The following is a 22,964-nucleotide window of genomic DNA, read 5'->3' as shown; positions in this document are numbered from 1 at the left end:
TAAATATGCGAGTTCCATTGGTACATTTAGAATACTTATCCATTATAGCACAAAAACAGCAGAAGTCAAGCGCAGCCAACGATTATTTAGAAATTTTAATGTATTTCTATTTTTGCGGCCTCTGAAAAAGCAGCAGAGGGTTACCCCTCTGCGACAATGGAGTCCAGGCACTTAATCAAATCCTGAATGGAATTGATTTTGACATCTCTCTTCATAATTTCTTCTTTCAGATCCTTTGACAGGGAGTCGAACTTGCTTTTTATTGCGGGCCCTATATCAGCCATATTATCACCTCGCGAGTAGGATTCCCTTTCCTCTGTAAAAAATACAGCCGTCCCGGATTCCGGGACGGCTTTTTCAGTTTGGCTGGCTCCGGTCGTTCCGAAGAAAATCCTGATAAGAATTCTCTTCGTCACTGTCGTCTTTTTCTGCCTCTTTTTCGTTGTACTCCATAAAATCATAGTCGCCGGCTTCAAACGGATCATTTTTGTCGTTTTTATTCCAGCCGCAATACGGAATATTCATAAAAATCAATCACCTCAGGATTAATTTTTACGAAACCGCTTGATTTATGAATGGAAATTTATTTTGAGCGCGGTGTGTTGCCCCCGCTTTGCTTTTTAATGTCCCCGCTGGCGTCCCGGCCTGCCGGGAGTATGAGGCGGTCCCGGCGGATGGGGCGGTCCCGGTGGATGGGGCGGCCTTGGCGGACGGGGCGGTCCCGGCGGATGGGGCGGTCCCGGTGGATGGGGCGGCCTTGGCGGACGGGGCGGTCCCGGCGGATGAGGCGGCCTTGGCGGACGCCTTCTGGGCTGGAACCACCACCAGAAGGGGAAGAATCCTCTTGCCATACTGATTACACCTCCTTACTCTCTATAATATGCAGCTGACAGAGTTAAGAAGGTTCCAACGTAAAATAAAAGCGGCCCATACCGTATCACCGGTGTGAGCCGCCTGTACCGCCTGTTTTCAGACGGACAAAAAAGAGGGAAATGAAAAAGAGTATATGTGAATCCCCATAGGGGAACCTGCTGTTAGTCTGCCTGCCTGTCGGTTCGGTATTCCGTCTGTGCCGACAGGCGTACGGCAGTAATCATAATATCTTTATACAAAGGAGGAGCAAAAACCTTTTCGGAACAATGAAAAGTATACCGTTCGCTTATGTCTGTGAGGTGAAGCAGCTTTTAAAATTCTGAGAAATTAATGTTAACAAATTAAAAACATGGAAATATGTGGTTTCGAATAAAAAACCGGCTTATTTCCGATTGCCGTCGTTGTTTTTCGTGTTTGTCGGGGTAAGCTCTTTGGAAAATTCCGCCGAAAGATTTTCCTGAAAGTCCTTTTTTACCGCGTTTCCGCGGGAAAGCTCCGGATGCTTCGAAAGAGAATACAGCCTGACTGCGACATAGCACAGCGAATAAAAAATGACCATAAAAATTCCCGCCATCAGGCCGGACGCCTGTCCGGGAACGAAGGGCATACTGACCATAATCACGATCAGGGCGATCAGGACAAGCAGGGAGGTATAGGGATATCCCTTTACCTGGCATTTCCCGTTCGGCGGACAGCCGTGCTGTTTGCGAAAACGGATATGGGTCGCCATGATGAGCGTATAGGTAAAGAGCAGGGCAAAGCCGCCGGAGCTGATCAGAAACAGGTAAACTCTCGGAAACAGCAGGCCGAGTCCCAGCCCCACCAGCATGGAAAAACCTGAAAACAGGATTCCGCGGCGGGGAACATCGTTCTGATCCTTCAGCCAGATGGGGGCAAGGCCCTCCTCCGCGAGCGAACGCATCATCCGTCCAAGACCGAACATGGCCGCCAGCATGGTGGACAGGATGGCAGTCATCAGCACCAGATTCATGGCGGTGCCGGCCCATCCGATTCCGCTTCTGTTCAGGGCGGCGACCAGAGGACTCGTCTCTTCGTTAATATCGGCGGTCGGAATCAGGGGGAGAAGCACGGCGACGGAAAGAATGTAAAATCCGACCAAACAGAGCACCGTATCATTGATTGCTTTCGGAACGGTTTCCTGCGGATTGTCCGCTTCCGAAGAAGCGAGGCCGATAATCTCAAAACCCGCATAGGCGAACATGACAATCAGCATGCTTCCGGCAATCCCTTTGATTCCTCCCGGCATCAGGGGCTCCTTCCTAAGCGCTCCCGTACCGATCGCCGGGCTTCCGGGGAAGAGCCCGGCAATCAGCAGAGCGGCGATTACCACAAAGGAAACGATCGCCAGCAGCTTGATCGCCGCCAATCCGCTTTCCAGCCTGCTGAGTTTATCCGCGCCCAGCAGATTCAGGGAGGTTACAATAATAATGATCAGGCTTCCGAACAGCGGGATGGAAAGATTCGGTACCCATTCCCTGACAAGGATGGACACGGCGGTGGCCTCGCTGGACATGGCGAGAATCATTCCCGTCCAGTACACCCATCCCACGACAAACCCTGTGCCCTGCCCGTACGCCTGGGCCGCAAAGGTGCGGAAGGAGCCCGCGTCGGGATTGGCGACGGTCATTTCGGACAGTGCGAACAGGATAAAGTAAACCAGAAACCCGGCTAAAATATAAGACAGTAAAATCGACGGACCCGCGGCGTGAATTGCCACCGACGAGCCAAGAAAGAAGGAACCTCCTATGACCGTTCCCAGCGCCATCATGGTAAGCTGCCATGCGGACAGTCCCTTTTCTTTTTTCTTCATAATCCCAGCTCCGTACATAAAATCTCTCTGTTGTTTCTCAACAAAGATAGTATGTCCGGATTTTTCCTGATCCGGGCTGTCAGCTTTTTCCTCGGCGCACGATGAACCTCTGTCCATACATCGGAATGAAGATAAAGGAAGGGCTGAAATCCGGTGATTTCAGCCCCTGCAGGTTATTTGATATTTTTTTTGTAAATGATGTACAGACCCTTTAAAGTCAGGTCGTTGTCCCAGATGATTTTGCGCTTGCAGTAGGGAACAATATGGTGCGCAAGCCCGCCCGTAGCCACGACGGTCACGTGCTGGTGCAATTCTTCCTCAATGCGGTCGATCACCCCGTCCAGCATGGCGGCATTTCCGAAGATAGCGCCGCTTTTCATACAGTCCACAGTATTTGTTCCCATGATTTTCTTCGGCGCCTCTAAACTGATGTGCGGAAGCTGCGCGGTTTCTCTGGAAAGCGCTTCCATAGCGACGCGTACGCCGGGCATAATCATGCCGCCGATGTAGTTCCCACGCGTGTCTAAAACAGAGAGAGTCGAGGCGGTGCCCATATCGAAAATAATGGCGGGCTTTGGATACCCGGCGTAGGCGGCTACCGCGTCCACCACAAGGTCGCTGCCGAGCTGCGCCGGATTGTCGATCAGAATATTCAGCCCGGTCTTTACGCCGGAACCGACAATCAGAGAGACTTTCCCTGTCAATTTTTCAATCGCGTCCTGTAAAACCACAGAAAGCTCCGGGACAACCGAGGAAATGATTCCGCCCTCTATTTTTGAGAAGGGACAGCGGTTTACCATAAAAAGGCTCTGCACCAGAATCGCGTATTCGTCGCTTGTCTTTGCACGGTCCGTGGCAAAGCGTGCGGTAAAGTGGATTTCATTGTCATCCATACAGCCCAGGACGGTATTCGTATTCCCAACGTCAACGGCGAGAATCATAAAAAATCACCTGCTTATTTTCTATTCGGAAGATTTTGAATTCCGGCATATTCTTTTTTCCGCAGCTTCAGCAACGGCTTGCATACCGCAACGGTAATCAGGGCGGCCACAAGAGCCTCAGGAACGCCGTTTGTTCCGACAATGCCGAGCACGACGCCGATTACCGCACTGACCGGAATGGATTTGGCGGTCGCATAGGCTTCTTTAAACAGAAAATAAATCAGGCTCATTACCAGCGCGGTGTTGGTGAGAGCCCCTGAAATTCCGCCAAGCGTAAGGGAAAGATATTCTCCCTTGGAGCTGTTCTTTGAAAGCTTCTGCGCAAACTGATACACATAATACGGCACAACACCAACCAGAATGCGGGGAATGAAGCAGATCACAAGGGCCAGAGGGCTGCCGTGCGCGGTTCCCGGGACGGGAATGAAGGGACAGAACGCGAAAGAGAGCACGGACGGAGTCATGTAGTTGCTGAGCAGGCTTGTCAGGCCAAAAATACCGCCCAGAATCGCCCCGCGTTTCGGCCCCAGCACAATCGAGCCGATGATGACCGGGATGTGGATGATGGTGGCTTTGATAATCACCAGATTGATAAAACCAATCGGTGTGAAAGCCAGCACGAGAATGATGGCGGCGAACAGCGCCGTCAGGACAAAGTCCCCATACTTTGCGGATTGTTTATTCACTTTTATTACCTCCTGCTGCTGTTCCGTTGTTGGATACAGCGCAAATTTCCTGTTTATTATATCAGTCTGTGGGAAAAAGTCAATCGCTTTATCCAATCTAAGGAAATACCTGACAAAAAAAGCCGCCGATGAATCAAAAAAATCAACGGCGGCGAAAAGACAGAACTGTTAGCGGTGGCCGCGTGGCCGCATCCACCTGCGCGAAGGACGCGAGTATGGAATCCTCGGACGACGGGGAGGGAACCACCACCAGATATAAGGGAATCTTAACATAGTACACACCTCAGTATTATGATATGCAATGATGCTGAGGTGTGGGATCGTTTTCGATTTTCTTTATTCGTGCTGCAGGCCGTTGTTTTCTTCATTTTCCGGTTTCGGAATATGGTAAATTTCCGTGTAGGATTCAGCTTCCCCTTCGGACACCGGGGGAGTCTGTATCAGGCCGGTGCATTCCGTCGAGGAGATGACGTTGTCCGTATAGAAAAAGGAATCCTGATCGTTCAGCTTCAATTTGCGTTTTTGTATATCGCTCATTTGGTCGTCCTCCTTAATTTTGATACTATCCTTAGTTTATCCAAATCACAGAATTTATTGCATAATAAATGCACCCCTTATCGATTTCAGACTTTGGGGTGCATTCTATGGGACGGCGCGTGTTCACATACTGCCGTGGCTGGGCTGAGAAATATTTTTTAAGGCTTCTTCGGCATTGTCCTGCAGGGTGGGCTCAAGGGAGATGTCACCCAGCGCGACCATCCCGATCAGGCTGTTATGGTCCACAATGGGAAGCCGGCGGATCTGTTTTTCACTCATGATTCTGGCGGCGTCATGGACATCCATATCGGGGCTTCCGACGACCGGATCGGAGCTCATGATATCCCTGACCGTCTGTTTCGCGTTTCCGCCGTTCGCCGTCGCCCGCAGGGCGACATCCCGGTCGGTGACGATGCCGATGACCTTATTCTGACTGCATACAGGGATGGAACCCACATCGTGTTGCTTCATCAACTGCGCGGCCTTTTCGATGGAATCATTTGAATCCAGACTTGCAATTTTTGTTGACATAATTTCTTTTACTTTCATAATCCTCACCTCAGCGTTAGGTTTCCCTTTGATGGGCGGAATTATTACCGGTTTATAAATTTTATGCATCAAATATCGCCTGTGCATAGAGGAAGGACGAACCGAGAAAAGCCATATTCAAAGCTGACCTGAATGGTTTGCCTGCGTTCTGAATATTTTCGCCATGATTGCTTTTGAACAGATCCCTATGGCGAAATACAGCGGCAGCCCATAATAGCTTTTCCAGGTAATCATTTGATAGATGCCGCTCCAAACAAAAAGCGGCTCAAGGACGAAACACGAGAGAGCGGACATGATAACCGAGGCGATCGTGAAGCTTTTCCATGTCCTGAAATGTTGATAGATAACAGAGTAGACCAAAGGCAGGCTTGCCAGGTCGATCGCCGCTATGGGAGGAAAGAGCGGAAATATCTCCGCGGGATAATCCCAGAGGGTCATTTCCTCTCCCAACTCGTCCAGAATCAGAATCATCACGGTTACGATACCCGCATACAAAACAATCTCATTCAACCTGGATTTATCGACCGTTTTCCACCAGACAACGACGGACAATAGAAACACCAGCAGCAGCAGCCACCACCTGAAACGCAGCAGCTCGGTCTGAAACCATTCTTCAAAGCGTGCAGAAGTCAATCTCCATTGTATGTCGGCATTTGCCAGCATATTATTCGGTATCAATTGCATTCGCTCCTTAATTTCGATTCACCGGGACACCGATCTGATTTTTTTCCCTGATCGCGTAAATTTTCTTTACCGCTGTTTTTATGCAGATTGCCACTATCGTATAGATCGGAAAGCTGAAATAGTATTGCCAGTGAATCAGATAATAGAATCCTGCCCAGGTAAGGAGCGGCTCAAACAGAAAACAAATGACAGCCGATGTTATGATCACTGCGTACACAAATCTTTTGCCCTCGCCGAAGCGCTGATAAACCTGTGAATAAATCAGGGGAAAACTTATTAAATTAACGGAAGATAACGGCGGGAATATAGGGATAAGATCGATCGGATAATCCCATAACGTCAATTCTTCTCCGTATTCGTTGATTCCCATAAAGACGATGGCGGACAAAATCACGAACAGGCAGATTTCCAGCGATCTCGATTTATCAAGCATCACCCACCAGATCAATGCAAGAATTACAAGAAAAACAATCAAAAACCACCATTTAAAATGGAATACGTCTTCCCGCAGCCATTCTTTAATGTGAATATCCGTCAATTCCCTTTGAATGTCTACGCTTTTTGGGGTAGCAAACTCTTTCGCAAACATTGGTTTTCTCCTTATTTATATATTCCGTTATAAATCTGTTAAAGGAATTTTAAAATAGAATACTCCTCCGGTCACCAATGAAAACAGTATTACCCATGCCCATATCGGATGTTTATAGTGCATCCGCAGCAATGGGAATACTCCAATGTAAAGCAAAACGGACCACCAGAGATTCCATCCATTGTAATATTGTATCTCTCCATGAATATAAAGTGCAATTTCGACAAACGACATCATGGCAATAAATGCACATAAATACGCGATCTGCTTCATTTTTCCCTTGGGATATTTTGATAAAAACAGGATTACCACACAGGGGAAAATCAGAAAGCCGAACAGATAATCGGCTAATCGGTCGATCGACGTTGAGCCATAGTAGAGCCACAAAGGTTTTTTGCAGGTGATAATGTCTTCCGTGAGATTTCCAATAATATAAAAAAGCATTGTCGGGTAATACAGTTTCCAGTTCTTCCAATCGCTCCACTTATAGCAAAGTCCTAAAAATACGATTTGCATGATGGCAAGCGTCAAAATTTTACACGTCCTCACAAATTGGAATTTTTATAGTACTTTACAGCATTTCCCAGTTGTTTCTGCAACAAGGTTGCGTTCCTCCCCCGCCGAAGGCGGGGGAGGAACGCGTTTTGTCTCGCAAACTGAAATGGAATTGCTGTAGATAGTTTGTTCCTGTATTTTTTGCTGTTTAAGAAATGCAATTTAGTAGAAAGGGACGCTTCCTATAATTTCTCCGGCCGTCCCATTTTCTATACAACAAAAATAAATAAGGCGGATTTTCACGGCGGAGAAATCTATTTTCATAGATGATAGAATGACAAAACACCCCCCGCTGTAGGAAATCAGCTACAGCAGGGGGTGTTGCTATACGAGAGAAAGCAGTTTTTTACCAAATTCTGTTTATTTCGGCTTGACGGCGCAGTTCCTCGCGAAAGTCCGGATGCGCAATGTTGATGAGCGCTTCGACTCGGCGGCTTACATTCAGCCCGCGCAGCCAGGCAATGCCGTATTCCGTCACCACGTAATCCGTGTCGTTGCGGGATGTGGTGACAGCCGAGCCCTTCTTCAAAAACGGCACAATCTTTGAATGAAGGACCTCTTTGCCGTTTTCATCCTTGGTGGTATAGGTGGAGTGCATGGCGATAATCGACTTGCCGCCGGGAGACATCTGCGCGCCCTGCACGGTTTCCGACTGTCCGCCCGTGCCGGACCACTGGGTGTGGCCGACTGTTTCCGAAGCGCATTGGCCGGTAAGATCAACCTCCAGCGTGGCGTTCACCGAAACAAATTTGTTGTTTTTCCCAATGGTGTACGGGTCGTTGGTAAAGGTGCAGGATTTGAACAAAACAGAGGGATTGCTGTCGATGTAGTCGTACAGCCTCTGGCTGCCCATTGTGAAAGAGCAGACCGAGTAGCCGTTGAGCAGCCCCTTTTGGGAATTGTCCACTGCGCCGCATTCAATCAAATCCACCATGGTTTCCGTAAACATTTCCGTGTGGATTCCCAAGTGGTGCTTACTTTTCAGCTCCGTCGCCACCGCATTCGGGATATTGCCGATTCCCAGCTGAATCGTGGAGCCGTCCTCGATCAGCGAGGCGATATATCTGCCGATTGCCGCATCCGTTTCGGTATAGGGAGCCAGCTTGCTTTTGAAGATGGGTCGGTCGGATTCCACAACTGCCGCAACCTCGGAAATGTGGACCTGTGTGTCGCCGAAGGTGCGGGGATAATTGGGGTTTACCTCCACAATGGCAAGCGCTCCCTTATCGATCAGGTCCCGCTCATAAATCGCGCTGACGGACAGGGACATATAGCCGTGCCGGTCCATGGGGGATACCGTGGCCAGCACCACGGGGCGTCGGTTTTCATAAGCGATGCGGTCAAGGGTTTTGCGCAGAATAGAGGTGGAGCTCTGGGGCACGTGGCTCACCAGTTTTTTGGTCTGTGCGTCGCGCAGACCGGCATTGAAAAACCAGCCGTTATGCGCCATGACCCCCTTCATTTCAGGATCCTTGAATGCCTCATAATACTTTAGGGGCAGGCAGGTATTCAGGACCGTATTTTTTACGCCGGTCTCTTTAAGATGCTGCAATTTTTCAAGAATCGCCTCGGGCTCCCCGGCCGCTTGGGCGGAAAACATATAGTCGTTGTCCTGAATCAATTCCAGCGCCTGTTCGGCGGTCATTTTTTTCTCACGGTATATTTCTTCAAATGATTTCATGAAAATTTCCTTTCTATATTTACTGCTTCTTTTCCTTTGCCGTGCGCCCTGTTTCCGGAAGAAGGAACGATCCGAGGAAGAAGGTTGCGCTCATCACCAGCGCGATGGTCAGTCCGGCCGAATACCCGGATTTGTCGATCACAATGCCGATCAGATAGAACACCACCGATTCGATTATATAGGACAGCGCCCAGAACAGCCCCATAATGGTCGTCAGCTTTGCGGGGGACATGTTCGGCAATTCCTGCGGAATCATTACGAGGGAGGTGACCGGCAGGAACATCAGCACGCCGATGGCGAAGGCGGCGATCATCGAAAGCATACCGTTTTTCGTGTTGAACATCAGCACGCCGAACAAGGTCATGGCAAGACCGCTCCAACGGATCACGGGCAGGCGCTTGAAGTATACCTTGGACAGCATGATCGCAAGAATGGAGCCGGCGACGCCGCCGACCGCCACCAGGGTGCTGAGTGTTTTAGAGTTGATTGCGGTTACGCCGGAAATCGGGAAAATATTGAGCAGCACAATGTAGAAGGTAAGTAATCCGGAATAGGTAAGCGGCAGCAACCAGTTGATTTTTTCTTTGATCGCATCCCCTATGGTATATTTCTCCGTGTCCGCACCGGATGAACGGTTCAGCTCAAAGTCCTCTCCCAAAACCGGCCATATGATAAACAATACGGCACTGATTGCCGCGAAAAATGCCATGCTGTACTGCCAGGTCTGCATCCAGCGGATGACCGGGCCGACGATCAGCATTGCGATGATTCCCCCGACATTGTAGGCCACGTTATTGAGCGCATTGACTGTCGGGCGCTTCTCAGGGGTAAAAAAGTGAATGACAACGGGACTGAAATAAACTACGTACAACGCGCCGCCAAACCCCATAAGGAAGCGGCCCAAAATGAAAATCCAATACTGCGGCGCCAGCACAGCCAGCGCGCTGCCCGCGACAATCAGCCCGGAACCCAAGCCGATCGCCTTTTTAGGCAGCAGTTTGACAAGAATTCCGGCAGCCATGAAGTTACCGATGATTTTTGCGATGGTAATAGCGTTGGAAATGAAGGTTGCTGAAGCAAATGACTGCAGATTGAAATATTTCATGATCTGCGGTGTCAGCGTGCTGCCTGCCACCCAGTTTACAGCGAAAAACGCGTATGTGAAAAACATCACCGTTTCAATCAGTATGGCTCTGACGGAAGATACTTTTCTCTCTTGCTCTTGCACAAATACCTCTCCTCTCGCTTGCATACAGCCGCATGCAAGCAGTTGTTCAATTTCGTCTGCTTTGGCCAAAGCATTTCTTCATCATTATCATAACACGGTGTTTTTCAGAGGAAAAATACAAAAAATTCATACCCGTATGAATCAATTTCATACAAAAGCGTGCCTTGATCAGCAATTTCAGGATTGCAATCACAGGATTTCCAGGTATAATGAAGACAGAGTAAACAATTGAGGAGGAAATCCCCAATGACGATGGTTCAGCTGGCTTACTATGTGGAAGTGGTCAAACGACGCAATTTTACAAGAGCGGCGGAGAAGCTTTTTGTCAGCCAATCGACCCTGAGCAAGGCCATTCGCGCGCTGGAGAATGAATTTCAGGCGGAATTCATTGGCCGCCGGGCGAAGGATCTTGTGATTACGCAGGACGGTTTGGCATTTTATGAATACGCAACAAAGCTGCTGGACTATTATCACACGCAGACGCAGGAACTGGAGCAGCGGCTTCGCTGCTCGGGCGGGACCCTGACGCTCGGCCTTCCGCCGTCCGCCGGAACCATCTATTTTTCTTCCCTGATTTATCAATTTCGGAAGGCTTACCCGGAAACTGATTTACAGATTACGGAGATCACCTCCAAATCGATCCGGGATCTGGTGGACGACGGAATGCTCGATCTGGGCGTGGTGATCGAACCGTTTTCAGACAGCAAGTTTTACAGCCAAACCGTTTTTCACTCGGAGGCCGTGCTGGTCGTCCCCAAGCAGCATCCGCTTGCCGCCAAAAGCTGCGTGGACTTCGGGGCGTTGAAGGCGGAACGTTTGTTAATGGTTTCTCCGGATTATATGTATTACGATGTAATGCTGGAGCGCTGCAAAGCCGCGGGCTTTACGCCGAATATCGTTTTTGAAAGCTCCCAATGGGATTTGCTGTTGGAGATGGTTGCAAACAATCAGGGCGTCAGCATCTTGCCCAAGCCCCTGATCGATAAGCTGTACGCCGACCGTGTGTGTCAGCTCCATCTGAAGAACCCGGAATTTCCCTGGGCGCTCTCCGTCATTTACCGCACGGATAAGTTTCTGACCATACCCATGCAGCATTTTTTAAAAATATGCGGCAAATCGAAGCAGTCCCCGTAAAGCAGCACGAAGGGTCAGAAAAAGGGTTCCTTACCGCTGTGGAAGGGACTTCTTTTTGTGTTTCTCCCGCTCTTACTTGAACAGAAGTTGACATTCTTCCTTCCAGTACAATTCCAGGTAAAACAAAAATCCAGGAACCTGATGGTTCCTGGATTTTTGTTAATTTTTTGTTTTGGTGGAGCATAGCGGGATCGAACCGCTGACCTCCACACTGCCAGTGTGGCGCTCTCCCAGCTGAGCTAATGCCCCATACGTTATTTTAAAACAGCTTTGTTATAATATCATACTTTCTGGGAGAATGCAAGTACTATTGTAAAAAAATTGGATTCCTTACAGCCATATTGAAAAAATATAATAATACTGGTAAAATGGAAACAAATCATTCATTCAGGGTGCGAACTTTCATACATAATCGTCCTCATGTATTTCAGGAGAATAAACCATGTCTGATTCACTGATCACTAAAAAAGCGATTGCAGCTTCCATAAAGGAATTGATGAAGAAAAGACCGCTCCAGAAAATATCGGTTGCCGATATTGTGGAACACTGCGGGATTAACCGTCAGACCTTTTATTATCATTTTAAGGACAAATATGATTTGGTGGACTGGATTTATTACAATGAGGTCGTTTCCGCCGTCACGCAGCACAGATCGTTTGAGGAATGGAACAACGTTGTGCTTGATGTTCTGAAAACAATGAAGAATGAGCAGTATTTTTATACGAATGCTCTCAGCGTCACCGGACAAAACGCTTTTCAGGACTATTTTTTCAATGTAACGAAGGATCTGATTGCCGAAATGCTGGACACCGTTTCGCGGGGCGGTCAGATCGCCGCGGAGGACAAGGTTTTTATAGCGGAATTCTATTCCTACGGGCTTGTAGGCGTCGTTATCCAGTGGGCGCGCTGCGGCATGAAGCAGCAGCCGGAGGAAATTGTTCTGCGCCTGACGCATTTTATCGACGACAGCAAGCTCTACACGGCCGGACGCTATTTTCAGGGGCATCCGGCGGAGAAAAAAGCGAATATCACTGAAAGTAATTCGAATTAGGAACGGATAACTGTCAGTTTTCATCTTTTCTATTCGTCGCGATATGATATACTGGTAACAGATTCGGTAAAGGAGGTTCGGTAATGCAGATTACAAAGCTTTCCATTATTGTTCCGGTAAAGAATGTTGAACAGGAAATATCGGGAGTATTGCGCTCGATCGCCGCGCAGGCGGCCGGGCTGGACGCGGAATTTATCGTAGTGGATATGGGCTCCGCGGACAAGACGGTCTGGGAAGCCGTTCAGCTGATCAAAGAACTGAAGCTTCGTGGTTTTGTCATTCAGAACGGCGACGGAACCGTCGCCGCGGCTTTAAATACAGGGATACAGAAGTCCGGGGGAGATTATCTCACTTTTATTTTCGCCCGCAGACTGTACCGCGATTTTATCGGCGGATATCTGGAAACGGCTTTGCGCACCTCGGCCGATTTTGTATTCGGCAGCATCAGCGAGGAGGAAGCCCATGCCGCGGAACGCCGGCTGATCAGCAAGGCGATCCGTCAGGAAAGCGGCGCCCAATACCTAAAGGGCGTCCTCAGCCATTCGATCCATATCGATATTTCCGCAATCATGCTCCGGCGCAGATTTCTGCTGGACAGGCAGATCTATTTTTTCGACTCCTGCAGCCACGGATACGCGGAGGAGTTTGTTTTCCGCTGCCTGCTTTCCGCCGAGACGCTTGCGCAGTCGCCGACGGTCATCAAACGGGATACCGTCTATGAATTAAAACGCGGCAAGCAGAAGCCGGTTGGGAAGAATATATTCCAGCATGCCGACGCCATGCTGCGAATTTTTGATTTCATCAAAACCACCCACAGGGAAGACGAGGAGCTGATCCAGCTGTTTGAACACCAGAAGCTGCCGCTGACCGTCATGAACGGGGTGGACATTATGCTGAAAGAAGGAGCGGGCTATAACACGGTGCGCGGCTATCTGCACGCCGCCGGATACGACAAGCTGCTTTCAGCGGGCAGGAAGACGGACAAAGCGCTGAAACGCCGGATCGCCGTCTGGCGCACCATTCCTTGGATGTATAAAGCAAAATAGGTTTTTTTTCTTTCCCTGCCGCCGCTTGTCCGGAGGCAGGGTTTTTGGTTCTTTTTTCTTGAAGTAACCAAAGCAACATGATATAATCAGTTATACCATACAACATAGGAGGGCTATCCTTTTGGCAGAAAAATTTCCGGCTCAGGAGCAGCCGGCGCGTTCCCAGGCTGAATTCATCAGCGACGTTTCTCAGATCATGGCGATCCGGGCGCGCGGCGCCGTCCCCATGGCGCTGGTACACACTTACGGCTGTCAGCAGAATGTTGCGGACGGCGAGAAAATAAAGGGCCAGCTCGAGGAAATGGGGTTTTCCTTTACCGATCACGAAGATGAGGCGGACCTCATCATTTTTAATACCTGCGCGGTCCGCGAGCATGCGGAAGACAGGGTTTTCGGAAATGTGGGAGCGCTGAAAAATGTGAAACGGCGCAATCCTTCCCTGATTATCGCCCTCTGCGGCTGTATGATGGAGCAGGAGCATGTCGCCGAGCGGATCCGGAAGAGCTTTCCTTTCGTCAACCTGGTTTTCGGCACCCATGTGATTCATAAGCTTCCCGAGCTTTTATTTACCACAATTACGCAGGGCTCCCGTGTGTTTGCGCGCGGCGACGACAGCGAGGACAGGCAAATCGTCGAGGGTCTGCCGGTCCACCGCGACGGAAACACGAAAGCATGGCTTACGGTCATGTATGGCTGCGACAATTTTTGCTCATACTGTGTTGTGCCCTATGTGCGCGGCAGGGAGCGCAGCCGTACCCCGGAGGCGATTCTGGAGGAGTTCAAAGGCCTTGTAAAGGCGGGATACAAAGATATTACCCTTTTGGGGCAGAATGTCAATTCCTACGGCAAGCATCTGGACGAACCGGTGAATTTTTCACAGCTTCTGAGATCGCTCGACGCGGTGGAAGGCGATTACCGCATCCGTTTTATGACCTCGCACCCGAAGGACGCGACCCGTGAGCTGATTGACACGATTGCGCAGGGGCGGCATATCAGCCGTCACCTTCATCTTCCGTTCCAGTCGGGCAACGACCGCGTGCTGAAAGAAATGAACCGCGGCTACACCCGTGAAAAATATCTCGATCTGATCCGTTATGCCAAGGAAAAGCTTCCGGATCTTTCTCTTACTTCCGACGTGATCGTCGGGTTTCCGGGCGAAACTTACGAGGAATTCCTCGACACCGTCAGCCTGATTCAGGAGGTGGAATTCACCTCGCTGTTTACCTTTCTCTATTCCCCGCGCGTGGGGACAAGGGCGGCGAAGATGCCCGACCCGGTTCCCGCCCAGGAAAAGTCAAAATGGTTTGCGCAGCTTTGCGAAGCGCAGGAGCAGATCGCGGCGTCGCGCTGCGCCGGGATGGTCGGCACAGTCCAGCGGGTGCTGGTGGAAGAGCGCAATGAAAAGAACGGCCTTCTTTCGGGGCGGACCGACGGCAATATCGTTGTCGATTTCCCGGGGGACCAGAGCCTGATTGGCAGCTTTGCCGATGTAAGGATCACTTCCGCCCGCAACTGGATTTTAAACGGAGAACTTCATCTTGCTCCCTCCGGCGCCCGGCGAGTTTCTGATACTTTTAATCAATCAATATAAATCATTATTAAGGAGTAACAAAATGGATATTATCAGCTTAGCGAGAGAAATCGGCAAGGAAATACAGAAGGACGAGCGTTATCTGAATATGCAGCTTGCAAAGCAGAACAGCGACGATGATCAGCAGCTGCAGGATTTGATCGGCGAGTTTAACCTGAAGAGAATGGCAATCAACAACGAGGCCCAGAAGCCGGAGCAGGATTCCGACAAAATGCAGGTGCTCAATCAGGAGCTGCGCCACGTCTACGCCCAGATCATGCAGAATCCGAATATGACGGCTTACAACAGGGCCAAGGAAGAAATGGATGCTCTGCTTCAGCGCGTCAGCGCCATCATCGGCCAGTCCGCCGACGGCGAGGACCCGGAAACCACCGATTACGTGGAATCCTCCTGCGGCGGCAACTGCTCCTCCTGCGGAGGCTGTCACTGATTCCCCGTCAAGTCATGAATTGGAGATGAAACGCAGGTTATGGCAAATCTTTCACCCATGATGCAGCAGTATTTTGAAATTAAAAAACAAAATCCCAATACAATCTTGTTTTTCCGCCTTGGTGATTTTTATGAAATGTTTTACGATGACGCCAAACTTGCATCGAAGGAACTGGAGCTGACGCTGACCGGGCGCGACTGCGGACAGGAGGAGCGGGCGCCCATGTGCGGCGTGCCCTTCCACAGCTATGAAAGCTATGTGGCGCGTCTGGTCGCGAAGGGCTATAAGGTCGCCATCTGTGAGCAGATGGAGGATCCCGCGCTGGCCAAAGGGCTGGTAAAACGCGATATTATCCGCGTGATTACGCCCGGTACGGTGTTGGAAAGCAGCATGCTGGACGAGGCGCGCAACAACTTTATCTGCTCGCTCTGCGCTGAGGGCGCGGGCGCGGGAATTTGCTTTGCGGATATTTCCACCGGGGAACTGCACGCGACCACGCTTTCCGGCGGGGATCTGACGGAACAGATTAAAAACGAGCTCTCCCGCTATTCGCCGCGCGAAATCCTCGTCAATCAGAACACTCTCGAGCTGACCGGGCTTCCGAAATTTATCCGGGAGCGGCTTTCCGCCAGTCTGGAGCTGCTGGATAACGCGGAGTTTGAGGCGCAGAGCTGTTCTTTGCTGGTGCTGGACCAGTTCCATTCCAAAAGCCTTGCGGATCTGGAGCTTTCCGATAAAACGGAGATTGTTCAGGCTGTCGGCGCGCTGCTTTCCTACCTGAAACGCACACAGCGCGTGGGCATTGAGCGCATTAATGGGATAGACCTTTACACCGGTGCGCAGTATATGCATCTGGACTTGAACGCGCGGCGCAATCTGGAGCTTCTGGAAACGATGCGCAACAAGGAAAAGCGCGGTTCGCTCTTGTGGGTGCTCGATAAAACGCGCACGGCGATGGGCAAGCGCCTGATCCGCAGTTGGATTGAGCAGCCGCTGTTGAGCCCGGTCCAGATCAACCGCCGTCTGAACGCGGTGGAGGAGCTGGCGGGGGACGCCATTCTGCGCGACGCCGTCGCCGAACAGCTGACCGGAATCCACGATCTGGAACGCCTGATGTCCCGCATCGTGTACGGCTCCGCCAACGGCAGGGAGCTTCGTTCGCTGTCCTCCGCAATCATGCGGCTGCCCGCTTTGAAGACCCTGCTGAAAGATGTAAAGTCTAACCTCCTTACAGAGATTGAACAGCATATCGACGTTCTGGAGGACGTCTGCCAGATGATCGACCGGGCGATTGTGGAAGAGCCTCCGTTTTCCATTCGGGAAGGCGGCATGATCCTGCCGGGCTACAGCGAGGAACTGGATCTTCTGAAAGGCGACATGAGCGACGGCCGGGGAATCATCGCCCAGATCGAGGCGCAGGAACGGGAAAAAACGGGTATCCCAAAGCTGAAAGTCGGGTACAACCGGGTATTCGGCTATTATATTGAAATCAGCAATTCCTATAAGGATCAGGCGCCCCCGGAATACATACGCAAACAGACCCTTACCAACTGCGAACGCTTTATTACCCCCGAGCTAAAGGAGCTGGAGGGAAAAATCCTCGGCGCGCACGAAAAGTCCGTACAGCTGGAATTCCAGCTTTTTGACGCCGTCCGCAGCAATGTAGCCGCGCAGCTGACCCGCGTACAGGCGACGGCCAACGCGATTGCAAGGCTTGACGTGCTGACTTCCTTTGCACAGGTTTCGGCGGAACATCATTATGTCCGCCCGATCGTCAATCTGGACGGGAAAATCATTCTCAGGGAAAGCCGCCATCCGGTCGTCGAGGTTTTGCTCGATACTCCTTTCGTGCCGAACGACGTTACGCTCGACAGGAACGAAAACCGGGTCGCCATCATTACCGGCCCGAACATGGCCGGTAAATCCACTTATATGCGTCAGATCGCACTGATCGTTATTATGGCTCAGATTGGCTGTTTTGTACCGGCTTCCTATGCGGAAATCGGGATTACGGACAGCATTTTCACCCGCGTGGGCGCTTCCGACGATCTGGCTTCCGGCCAGTCGACCTTTATGGTTGAGATGTCCGAGGTTGCGGACATCATCAAAAACGCCACCGGCAACAGTCTGCTGATTTTGGATGAAATCGGGCGGGGAACCTCGACCTTCGACGGGATGAGCATTGCCCGCGCCGTTCTGGAATATGTCGCCAACAAACAGCTTTTGGGCGCGAAAGCTCTTTTCGCTACCCATTATCACGAGCTGACGGAGCTGGAAGAGTTGATTGACGGCGTGAAAAATTACAATATTGCCGTAAAAAAACGCGGCGACGACATTACCTTCCTGCGCCGGATCGTGCGCGGCGGAGCGGACGACAGCTTCGGCATCGAAGTGGCCAAGCTTGCCGGCGTGCCGAATAAAATTGTGAACCGTGCGAAACAGGTGCTGACGGAGCTCGAAAGCGGGCAGCAGGTGACCATGCCGAAAAGGCGCGGGCATAAAGAGGAAACGCAGGAAGATTTACAGCTTGTGATCACTCCGCCGAACGAGACGGAAATTATGGACAGGCTCAAAAAGCTGGACGTCAACACCCTGACGCCCATCGAGTGCATGAATACGCTGTTTGAGCTGGCCACACTCGCAAAATAGGAACACCGTAAAAGGAGGCGTTTCATGAGTAAAATCAATGTATTGGACAAACATATCGCGGAATTGATCGCCGCCGGTGAGGTAGTGGAACGCCCTGCTTCCGTTATTAAGGAGCTGGTCGAAAATTCAATCGATGCCGGTGCGGCCTCTATTACCGTGGAAATAAAAAACGGCGGGATTACCTATATGCGGGTCACGGACAACGGCAGCGGGATTGCCCGTGACGACGTTGCGGTTGCCTTTCTGCGCCATGCCACCAGCAAAGTTCACAGCCAGGACGATTTGGAGAGCATCTCCACCCTTGGCTTCCGCGGCGAGGCGCTGGCCTCCATTGCGGCTGTGGCCCGGGTGGAGCTTCTGACCGCGACACAGGGCGAGCTGGCGGGGACGCGCTATGAAATCGACGGCGGGGTGGAACAGACCTGTGAGGATGCGGGCTGCGCGCAGGGAACCACCCTTGTGGTGCGCGACCTTTTTTATAATACGCCCGCGCGCATGAAATTCCTGAAAAAGGATGTTACGGAGGCAAACGCCATCGCCGCGGTGATGGACAGACTGGCTCTTTCTCACCCGGAAATTTCGGTGCGGTTCATCCGTGATTCCCGCGAAACGCTGAACAGCCCCGGCGACGGCAAGCTGAAATCAGCCATATACGCTGTTTTCGGAAAGGAATTTACCGCGGGGCTGATTCCGGTGGAATACGAATTGAACGGTGTAAAGCTTTCTGGCTTTATCAGTAAACCTGCCGCGGCACGTCCGAACCGGAGCATGCAGCATTTCTTTATTAACGGCCGCTACATCAAAAGCCGCACCGCGATGGTTGCTCTGGAAGAAGCGTTCAAGGGTTCTTTGATGGTGGGGAAGGTCCCTGCCTGCGTGCTTCATATGGGGATTTCCTATCAGGCGGTGGACGTCAATGTCCATCCCTCAAAAATAGAGGTTCGCTTTATCAATGAAAAACCGGTGTTTGACGCGGTTTACCACGGTGTCAAAACCGCCCTTCACCGCGGGGACGCGCCAAACGTCATGGCCTTTCAAAAGCAGGGGACTTCGGTTTTCGAACAGCCAAAGGCCCCGGTTCAGATCCGGTTTTCCGCTCCCCCCGCGGCTGGGGCTGTGCAACCGCAGCCGGCCGTGCCGGTGATCCCGGCGGTTCGCCCCGCGGCGCCGGCGTACAGCTTCGCGGTCAGCGATTCACACAGGCCGACGTTCCATACGGATTTCGCGGCGGCAAATGTTGAATTTACCGAACCGGTTCCCGTGACACAGGAAGATCAGGCGACCGTCCCCGCCGCCACGGAGCCCGCGGCCATGGTGGAGCCGGAGAATCCGGCGGTGCCGGAACCCGGACCTGTCGAACCTCTCGATTCCCCGGAACCGGAAAAGCTGGTGGGGGAAGCCTTTCATACTTATATTATTCTGGAACGGGGAGACGAACTGGTCTTTATCGACAAGCATGCCGCCCATGAGCGGATGCTCTACGAAAAGCTCAGGGCGCAGGAAGGCCGGGCCGACCAGCAGATGCTTTTGGAGCCGGTCGCCGTTACCCTGGAGAAAAACGAGTACGCCGCGGTCATGGATTCCCTGGACGTCTGCGCGGCGGCGGGGTTTGAAATCGACGACTTCGGTTCCGGCACCGTGCTGGTCCGGAGCGTCCCGCTGATTCTCGGCGACGACGATATTGCGGGTACGGTGATGGAGATTGCGGGCTACCTGCAGTCGGCCAAAAACGATATCACGACGGAAAAGCTGGACTGGCTTTACCACAATGTCGCGTGCCGCGCGGCGGTAAAGGCGGGGGACCTGAGCTCGCCGATGGAACTTGCCGCTCTCGCCAGGAGAATGGAAAATGAGGATATCCGCTACTGCCCGCACGGGCGGCCGGTATCCATCGTGATGAAGAAAAAAGACCTGGAGCGCCAGTTTGGGCGGATACAATGATGAGCAGGAAAGATAAAATCCCGGTTGCGGCGGTTGTCGGCCCGACCGCTTCCGGTAAAAGCCGTCTTGCGGTGGAGCTTGCGCTCCACAGAAATGGCGAGGTGATTTCAGCCGATTCGATGCAGATTTACAAAGGAATGAATATCGGCACGGCCAAGCCGACGACGGAAGAAATGCGCGGTGTGCCGCATCATCTGATCGATTTCGCGCCGCTTTCCCAGCCGTTCAGTGTGGCGGACTATGTTTCGCTTGCTTCGGACTGCATTTCGGAGGTGTACGCGCGCGGCAGGCTGCCGGTCATTGCGGGGGGAACCGGGCTTTATATCCGCTCCCTCCTGCAAAATATACGGTTTACCGAGGACGATAAGGACGAAGCGCTGAGAAAGGAGCTTGCCGAAAAGGCCGAAAAGCTGGGCGTACAGACGCTGATCGACGAGCTGCGCAGCTTTGACCCCGCGTCAGCACAGCGAATTCATCCGAACAATCTCAGCCGTGTGATCCGCGCCATTGAGATTTACCGTACGACCGGCGTCACAATGACCGAACAGCTGAAGCTGTCAAGGCAAGCGCCTTCCCCGTATGACACGTGCATCATCGGCCTCGATTTTCAGGACCGTCAGAAGCTCTACGACAGGATCAATCTGCGGGTGGACCGGATGATACAGGACGGATTGCTGGCGGAAGCGGAAGAAATTCTGAACCGGCCCGGCGCCCAGACCGCGCTGCAGGCGATCGGCTACAAGGAGCTTTTGCCGTATTTCCGTTCGGAGTGCTCTCTGGACGAGGCGGTCGAATCCATTAAGCGGGAAAGCCGCCGGTACGCCAAGCGCCAGCTTACCTGGTTCCGCCGTGACGAAAACATCCGTTGGATTATGGTGGATGAGTACGAGGATTTTGACGGAGTGATCCAACAGGCATTCCGGATAGTCGATCGGAAAGGATGGGAATGATGAATAGTCCGCTGCTGAGAAGAATTGCATCGGCTGTTGTGGCCATCCTTCTGTTTATTTATATGGGATATCAGATTTATAACTCCCATTACGCAAAGGTCCAGACGGAAACGGCGTCCTACGCCAGCGCGGCGGACACCGTACAGGTGACCGGCACCGCCGTCAGGAAAGAAAAACTGATGAACACCAAAACCAACGGCGTGATTACTTACAGCATCAGCGACGGGGGAAAGGTGGCAAAGGGCGGCACGGTCGCGAAGATTTACCCGAATGAACAGAGCGCCGCGGCACAGCAGCAGATTGCCGGCCTTGATTACCAGATTTCCAAGCTGCAGAAACTCAGTACGCCCGGGGACACCTACGCGGCGAGCATCGGTTCCATCAGCTCGCAGATTAACCTGAAGCTGGTGGATCTGCTGGACTGCATCCAGTCCGGCGAATACACCGAGCTGACGAACAGCCGCGAAGATTTGCTCTACCTGATCAACGAGCGCCAGATCGTAACGGATAAGACGGCGAATTTCAACACCAGAATCAACGCGCTGAAGGCGGAGCGTGAGACGCTGTCCAAATCCAACAGCGCGGCGACCGGCTCTGTTACCGCTCCGGCGTCGGGCTATTTTATCAGCTCCGTGGACGGCTATGAATCGGTTTACGACTATGACAAGCTGTTGACCATTACACCTGCGGAATTCAGGGAAAAGCAAAAGGAAAAGCCTGCGGAGCAAAGCGGTTCCATCGGGAAGATCTGTGAAGATTACGACTGGTATTTCGCCTGTCTGGCGGCGGCGGACAAAGCCTCCAAGTTCAAGGAGGGCGACGCTGTATCCATTCAGTTTCCGTTTGCTTCCCATCAGACTGTCCCTGCGACGGTCGCCGCGGTGAATCAGGCGGACAAAGACACCGAAGCGATCGTTATTCTGCAGAGCAGCAGCATGAATTCTTCGCTGGCACTGATCCGCAACGCCACGGCGCAGATTCAGATTGAAAAATATACGGGAATCCGTGTGAGCCAGAAAGCGATTCATTTTGCCAAGGTGACGAAAACAGGAAAAGACAGCGACGGCAAGGCAACTTCGGTTACCAGGGAAATCAAGGGCGTGTATGTCATGCATGGCAGTGAAATAGAGTTCAGGCAGATTTTTCCGCTGTTCAGTACGGGGAATTACGCCATCTGCCGGACCGACCCGCCGAAGGAGGACCTGATGACCGATTCAACCGTAAAGCTGTTTGATGAAGTAGTTGTGGAAGGGACTGATTTATATGATGGAAAAGTCGTCAAATGATTTTGGCCGCCGGATTTCGGATTTGGAAGAAAATCTGAAGGTGATCCGCAGCAATATAGCTGACGCCGCCGTAAAGTCGGGACGCCGTCCGCAGGATATCACGCTTCTTGCGGCCACGAAAACCGTTCCGGTGGAAGTGATCAATCACGGGATCGCGCTCGGCATCGACCATATCGGTGAAAATAAAGTGCAGGAGCTTTGCGAAAAGTACGACGCCTATTCGCTTTCCCGGTGCGAGCTCCAGTTTATCGGGCACTTACAGACCAATAAGGTGAAAAATATAGTGGGGAAGGTCTCTATGATCCAGTCGGTGGACAGTATTAAGCTGGCAAAGGAAATTTCCCGCCTTTCGCTTGCCAGGGACCTTACGACCGATATTCTGATCGAGGTCAATATCGGGAGCGAGCCAAACAAATCGGGGGTGCTGCCGCCGGAGCTGTACGATCTGATCGGGCAGATTTCGCTTTTGCCGGCGATCCATATCCGCGGTTTGATGGCGATTCCGCCCGCAGACGCGGACAGCGGCGAAACACAGGGATATTTTTCAAAGATGTTCCAACATTTTATTGACATCAGGGATAAAAAAATAGATAATGTTAATATGGATTACTTGTCCATGGGCATGTCGTCCGATTATTCCCAGGCAATCTTATCGGGAGCCAATATGGTTAGAATTGGTTCTGCTCTGTTTGGCCCAAGAATATACAATCAATAATCATTACAGGAGGCTTA

22 protein-coding genes and 1 tRNA gene are annotated in these 22,964 nt (G+C 51.6%); 10 read left to right on the top strand and 13 right to left on the bottom strand.

Annotation, left to right across the window (positions count from 1 at the left end):
• Positions 1 to 140: 140 nt before the first annotated feature.
• From ACRQV7_RS08785 to ACRQV7_RS08730, 12 genes are all read right to left on the bottom strand, one after another.
• Positions 141 to 284 (bottom strand): hypothetical protein, encoded by a 144-nt coding sequence (locus ACRQV7_RS08785; protein ID WP_275717137.1) that lies wholly within the window; start codon positions 282 to 284, stop codon positions 141 to 143.
• Positions 285 to 357: 73 nt separating this feature from the next.
• Positions 358 to 525: a hypothetical protein gene (locus tag ACRQV7_RS08780; protein ID WP_275717139.1), complete on the bottom strand. Its 168-nt coding sequence runs from the start codon at positions 523 to 525 to the stop codon at positions 358 to 360.
• A gap of 730 nt (positions 526 to 1,255) precedes the next feature.
• A complete protein-coding gene (locus tag ACRQV7_RS08775) occupies positions 1,256 to 2,704 on the bottom strand; it encodes an amino acid permease (RefSeq protein ID WP_444657851.1) in 1,449 nt (482 codons plus the stop codon).
• A gap of 173 nt (positions 2,705 to 2,877) precedes the next feature.
• Entirely contained in the window at positions 2,878 to 3,645 is a 768-nt protein-coding gene (locus ACRQV7_RS08770; protein ID WP_444657850.1) for a type III pantothenate kinase, read from the bottom strand.
• A 14-nt stretch (positions 3,646 to 3,659) separates the two neighbouring features.
• On the bottom strand, positions 3,660 to 4,331 hold the full coding sequence (locus tag ACRQV7_RS08765) for an ECF transporter S component (protein ID WP_444657849.1): 672 nt from the start codon (positions 4,329 to 4,331) through the stop codon (positions 3,660 to 3,662).
• Between the two features lie 336 nt (positions 4,332 to 4,667).
• Positions 4,668 to 4,868 carry a hypothetical protein gene (locus ACRQV7_RS08760; protein ID WP_038324376.1) on the bottom strand — a complete coding sequence of 67 codons (201 nt, stop codon included), beginning with the start codon at positions 4,866 to 4,868 and terminating at the stop codon, positions 4,668 to 4,670.
• Positions 4,869 to 4,991: 123 nt separating this feature from the next.
• Entirely contained in the window at positions 4,992 to 5,417 is a 426-nt protein-coding gene (locus ACRQV7_RS08755; protein ID WP_444657848.1) for a CBS domain-containing protein, read from the bottom strand.
• Positions 5,418 to 5,534: 117 nt separating this feature from the next.
• A complete protein-coding gene (locus tag ACRQV7_RS08750) occupies positions 5,535 to 6,095 on the bottom strand; it encodes a CBO0543 family protein (protein ID WP_444657847.1) in 561 nt (186 codons plus the stop codon).
• Positions 6,096 to 6,108: 13 nt separating this feature from the next.
• Positions 6,109 to 6,690, bottom strand: a complete 582-nt coding sequence (locus tag ACRQV7_RS08745; protein WP_444657846.1) for a CBO0543 family protein — start codon at positions 6,688 to 6,690, stop codon at positions 6,109 to 6,111.
• 27 nt (positions 6,691 to 6,717) lie between these two features.
• Positions 6,718 to 7,221 (bottom strand): CBO0543 family protein, encoded by a 504-nt coding sequence (locus tag ACRQV7_RS08740; RefSeq protein WP_444657845.1) that lies wholly within the window; start codon positions 7,219 to 7,221, stop codon positions 6,718 to 6,720.
• A gap of 370 nt (positions 7,222 to 7,591) precedes the next feature.
• Positions 7,592 to 8,926, bottom strand: coding sequence for an acetyl-CoA hydrolase/transferase family protein (locus ACRQV7_RS08735; protein WP_444657844.1), 1,335 nt, complete (start codon positions 8,924 to 8,926; stop codon positions 7,592 to 7,594).
• A gap of 19 nt (positions 8,927 to 8,945) precedes the next feature.
• Positions 8,946 to 10,154 (bottom strand): MFS transporter, encoded by a 1,209-nt coding sequence (locus ACRQV7_RS08730; RefSeq protein WP_444657843.1) that lies wholly within the window; start codon positions 10,152 to 10,154, stop codon positions 8,946 to 8,948.
• 246 nt (positions 10,155 to 10,400) lie between these two features.
• Between ACRQV7_RS08730 and ACRQV7_RS08725 the strand changes: the two genes are divergently transcribed.
• On the top strand, positions 10,401 to 11,288 hold the full coding sequence (locus ACRQV7_RS08725; RefSeq protein WP_444657842.1) for a LysR substrate-binding domain-containing protein: 888 nt from the start codon (positions 10,401 to 10,403) through the stop codon (positions 11,286 to 11,288).
• A gap of 173 nt (positions 11,289 to 11,461) precedes the next feature.
• On the opposite strand, the gene ACRQV7_RS08720 is transcribed toward ACRQV7_RS08725, so the two are convergent.
• Positions 11,462 to 11,537, bottom strand: a tRNA-Ala gene (locus tag ACRQV7_RS08720).
• A 193-nt stretch (positions 11,538 to 11,730) separates the two neighbouring features.
• Between ACRQV7_RS08720 and dhaS the strand changes: the two genes are divergently transcribed.
• The 9 genes from dhaS to ACRQV7_RS08675 all read left to right on the top strand — a co-directional run bounded on the left by dhaS (position 11,731) and on the right by ACRQV7_RS08675 (position 22,947).
• On the top strand, positions 11,731 to 12,339 hold the full coding sequence (gene dhaS / locus ACRQV7_RS08715; RefSeq protein WP_444657841.1) for a dihydroxyacetone kinase transcriptional activator DhaS: 609 nt from the start codon (positions 11,731 to 11,733) through the stop codon (positions 12,337 to 12,339).
• An 83-nt stretch (positions 12,340 to 12,422) separates the two neighbouring features.
• A complete protein-coding gene (locus ACRQV7_RS08710; RefSeq protein ID WP_444657840.1) occupies positions 12,423 to 13,385 on the top strand; it encodes a glycosyltransferase family 2 protein in 963 nt (320 codons plus the stop codon).
• A 121-nt stretch (positions 13,386 to 13,506) separates the two neighbouring features.
• Positions 13,507 to 14,976, top strand: a complete 1,470-nt coding sequence (gene miaB / locus ACRQV7_RS08705) for a tRNA (N6-isopentenyl adenosine(37)-C2)-methylthiotransferase MiaB (RefSeq protein WP_444657839.1) — start codon at positions 13,507 to 13,509, stop codon at positions 14,974 to 14,976.
• Between the two features lie 22 nt (positions 14,977 to 14,998).
• Complete coding sequence (locus ACRQV7_RS08700; RefSeq protein ID WP_275717168.1) at positions 14,999 to 15,406, top strand: YlbF family regulator; 408 nt, start codon at positions 14,999 to 15,001, stop codon at positions 15,404 to 15,406.
• Positions 15,407 to 15,445: 39 nt separating this feature from the next.
• Positions 15,446 to 18,055, top strand: coding sequence for a DNA mismatch repair protein MutS (gene mutS / locus ACRQV7_RS08695; RefSeq protein WP_444657838.1), 2,610 nt, complete (start codon positions 15,446 to 15,448; stop codon positions 18,053 to 18,055).
• A 24-nt stretch (positions 18,056 to 18,079) separates the two neighbouring features.
• Positions 18,080 to 19,996: a DNA mismatch repair endonuclease MutL gene (mutL, locus tag ACRQV7_RS08690; RefSeq protein ID WP_444657837.1), complete on the top strand. Its 1,917-nt coding sequence runs from the start codon at positions 18,080 to 18,082 to the stop codon at positions 19,994 to 19,996.
• Complete coding sequence (gene miaA, locus ACRQV7_RS08685) at positions 19,996 to 20,946, top strand: tRNA (adenosine(37)-N6)-dimethylallyltransferase MiaA (RefSeq protein WP_444657836.1); 951 nt, start codon at positions 19,996 to 19,998, stop codon at positions 20,944 to 20,946. Before mutL ends, miaA begins: the two co-directional genes overlap by 1 nt.
• Positions 20,943 to 22,232, top strand: coding sequence for an HlyD family efflux transporter periplasmic adaptor subunit (locus ACRQV7_RS08680; RefSeq protein ID WP_444657835.1), 1,290 nt, complete (start codon positions 20,943 to 20,945; stop codon positions 22,230 to 22,232). The genes miaA and ACRQV7_RS08680 overlap by 4 nt, the downstream gene beginning before the upstream one ends.
• The gene (locus ACRQV7_RS08675) at positions 22,210 to 22,947 is read left to right on the top strand and encodes a YggS family pyridoxal phosphate-dependent enzyme (RefSeq protein ID WP_444657834.1); all 738 of its coding nucleotides are present in this window, start codon (positions 22,210 to 22,212) and stop codon (positions 22,945 to 22,947) included. Before ACRQV7_RS08680 ends, ACRQV7_RS08675 begins: the two co-directional genes overlap by 23 nt.
• Positions 22,948 to 22,964: the final 17 nt, after the last annotated feature.

The organism is Caproiciproducens lactatisolvens (assembly GCF_052443335.1).
Lineage (GTDB): Bacteria > Bacillota > Clostridia > Oscillospirales > Acutalibacteraceae > Caproiciproducens.
The sequence above is the reverse complement of the archived record's forward strand: the minus strand, read 5'-3'. Positions and strand labels throughout refer to the sequence as shown.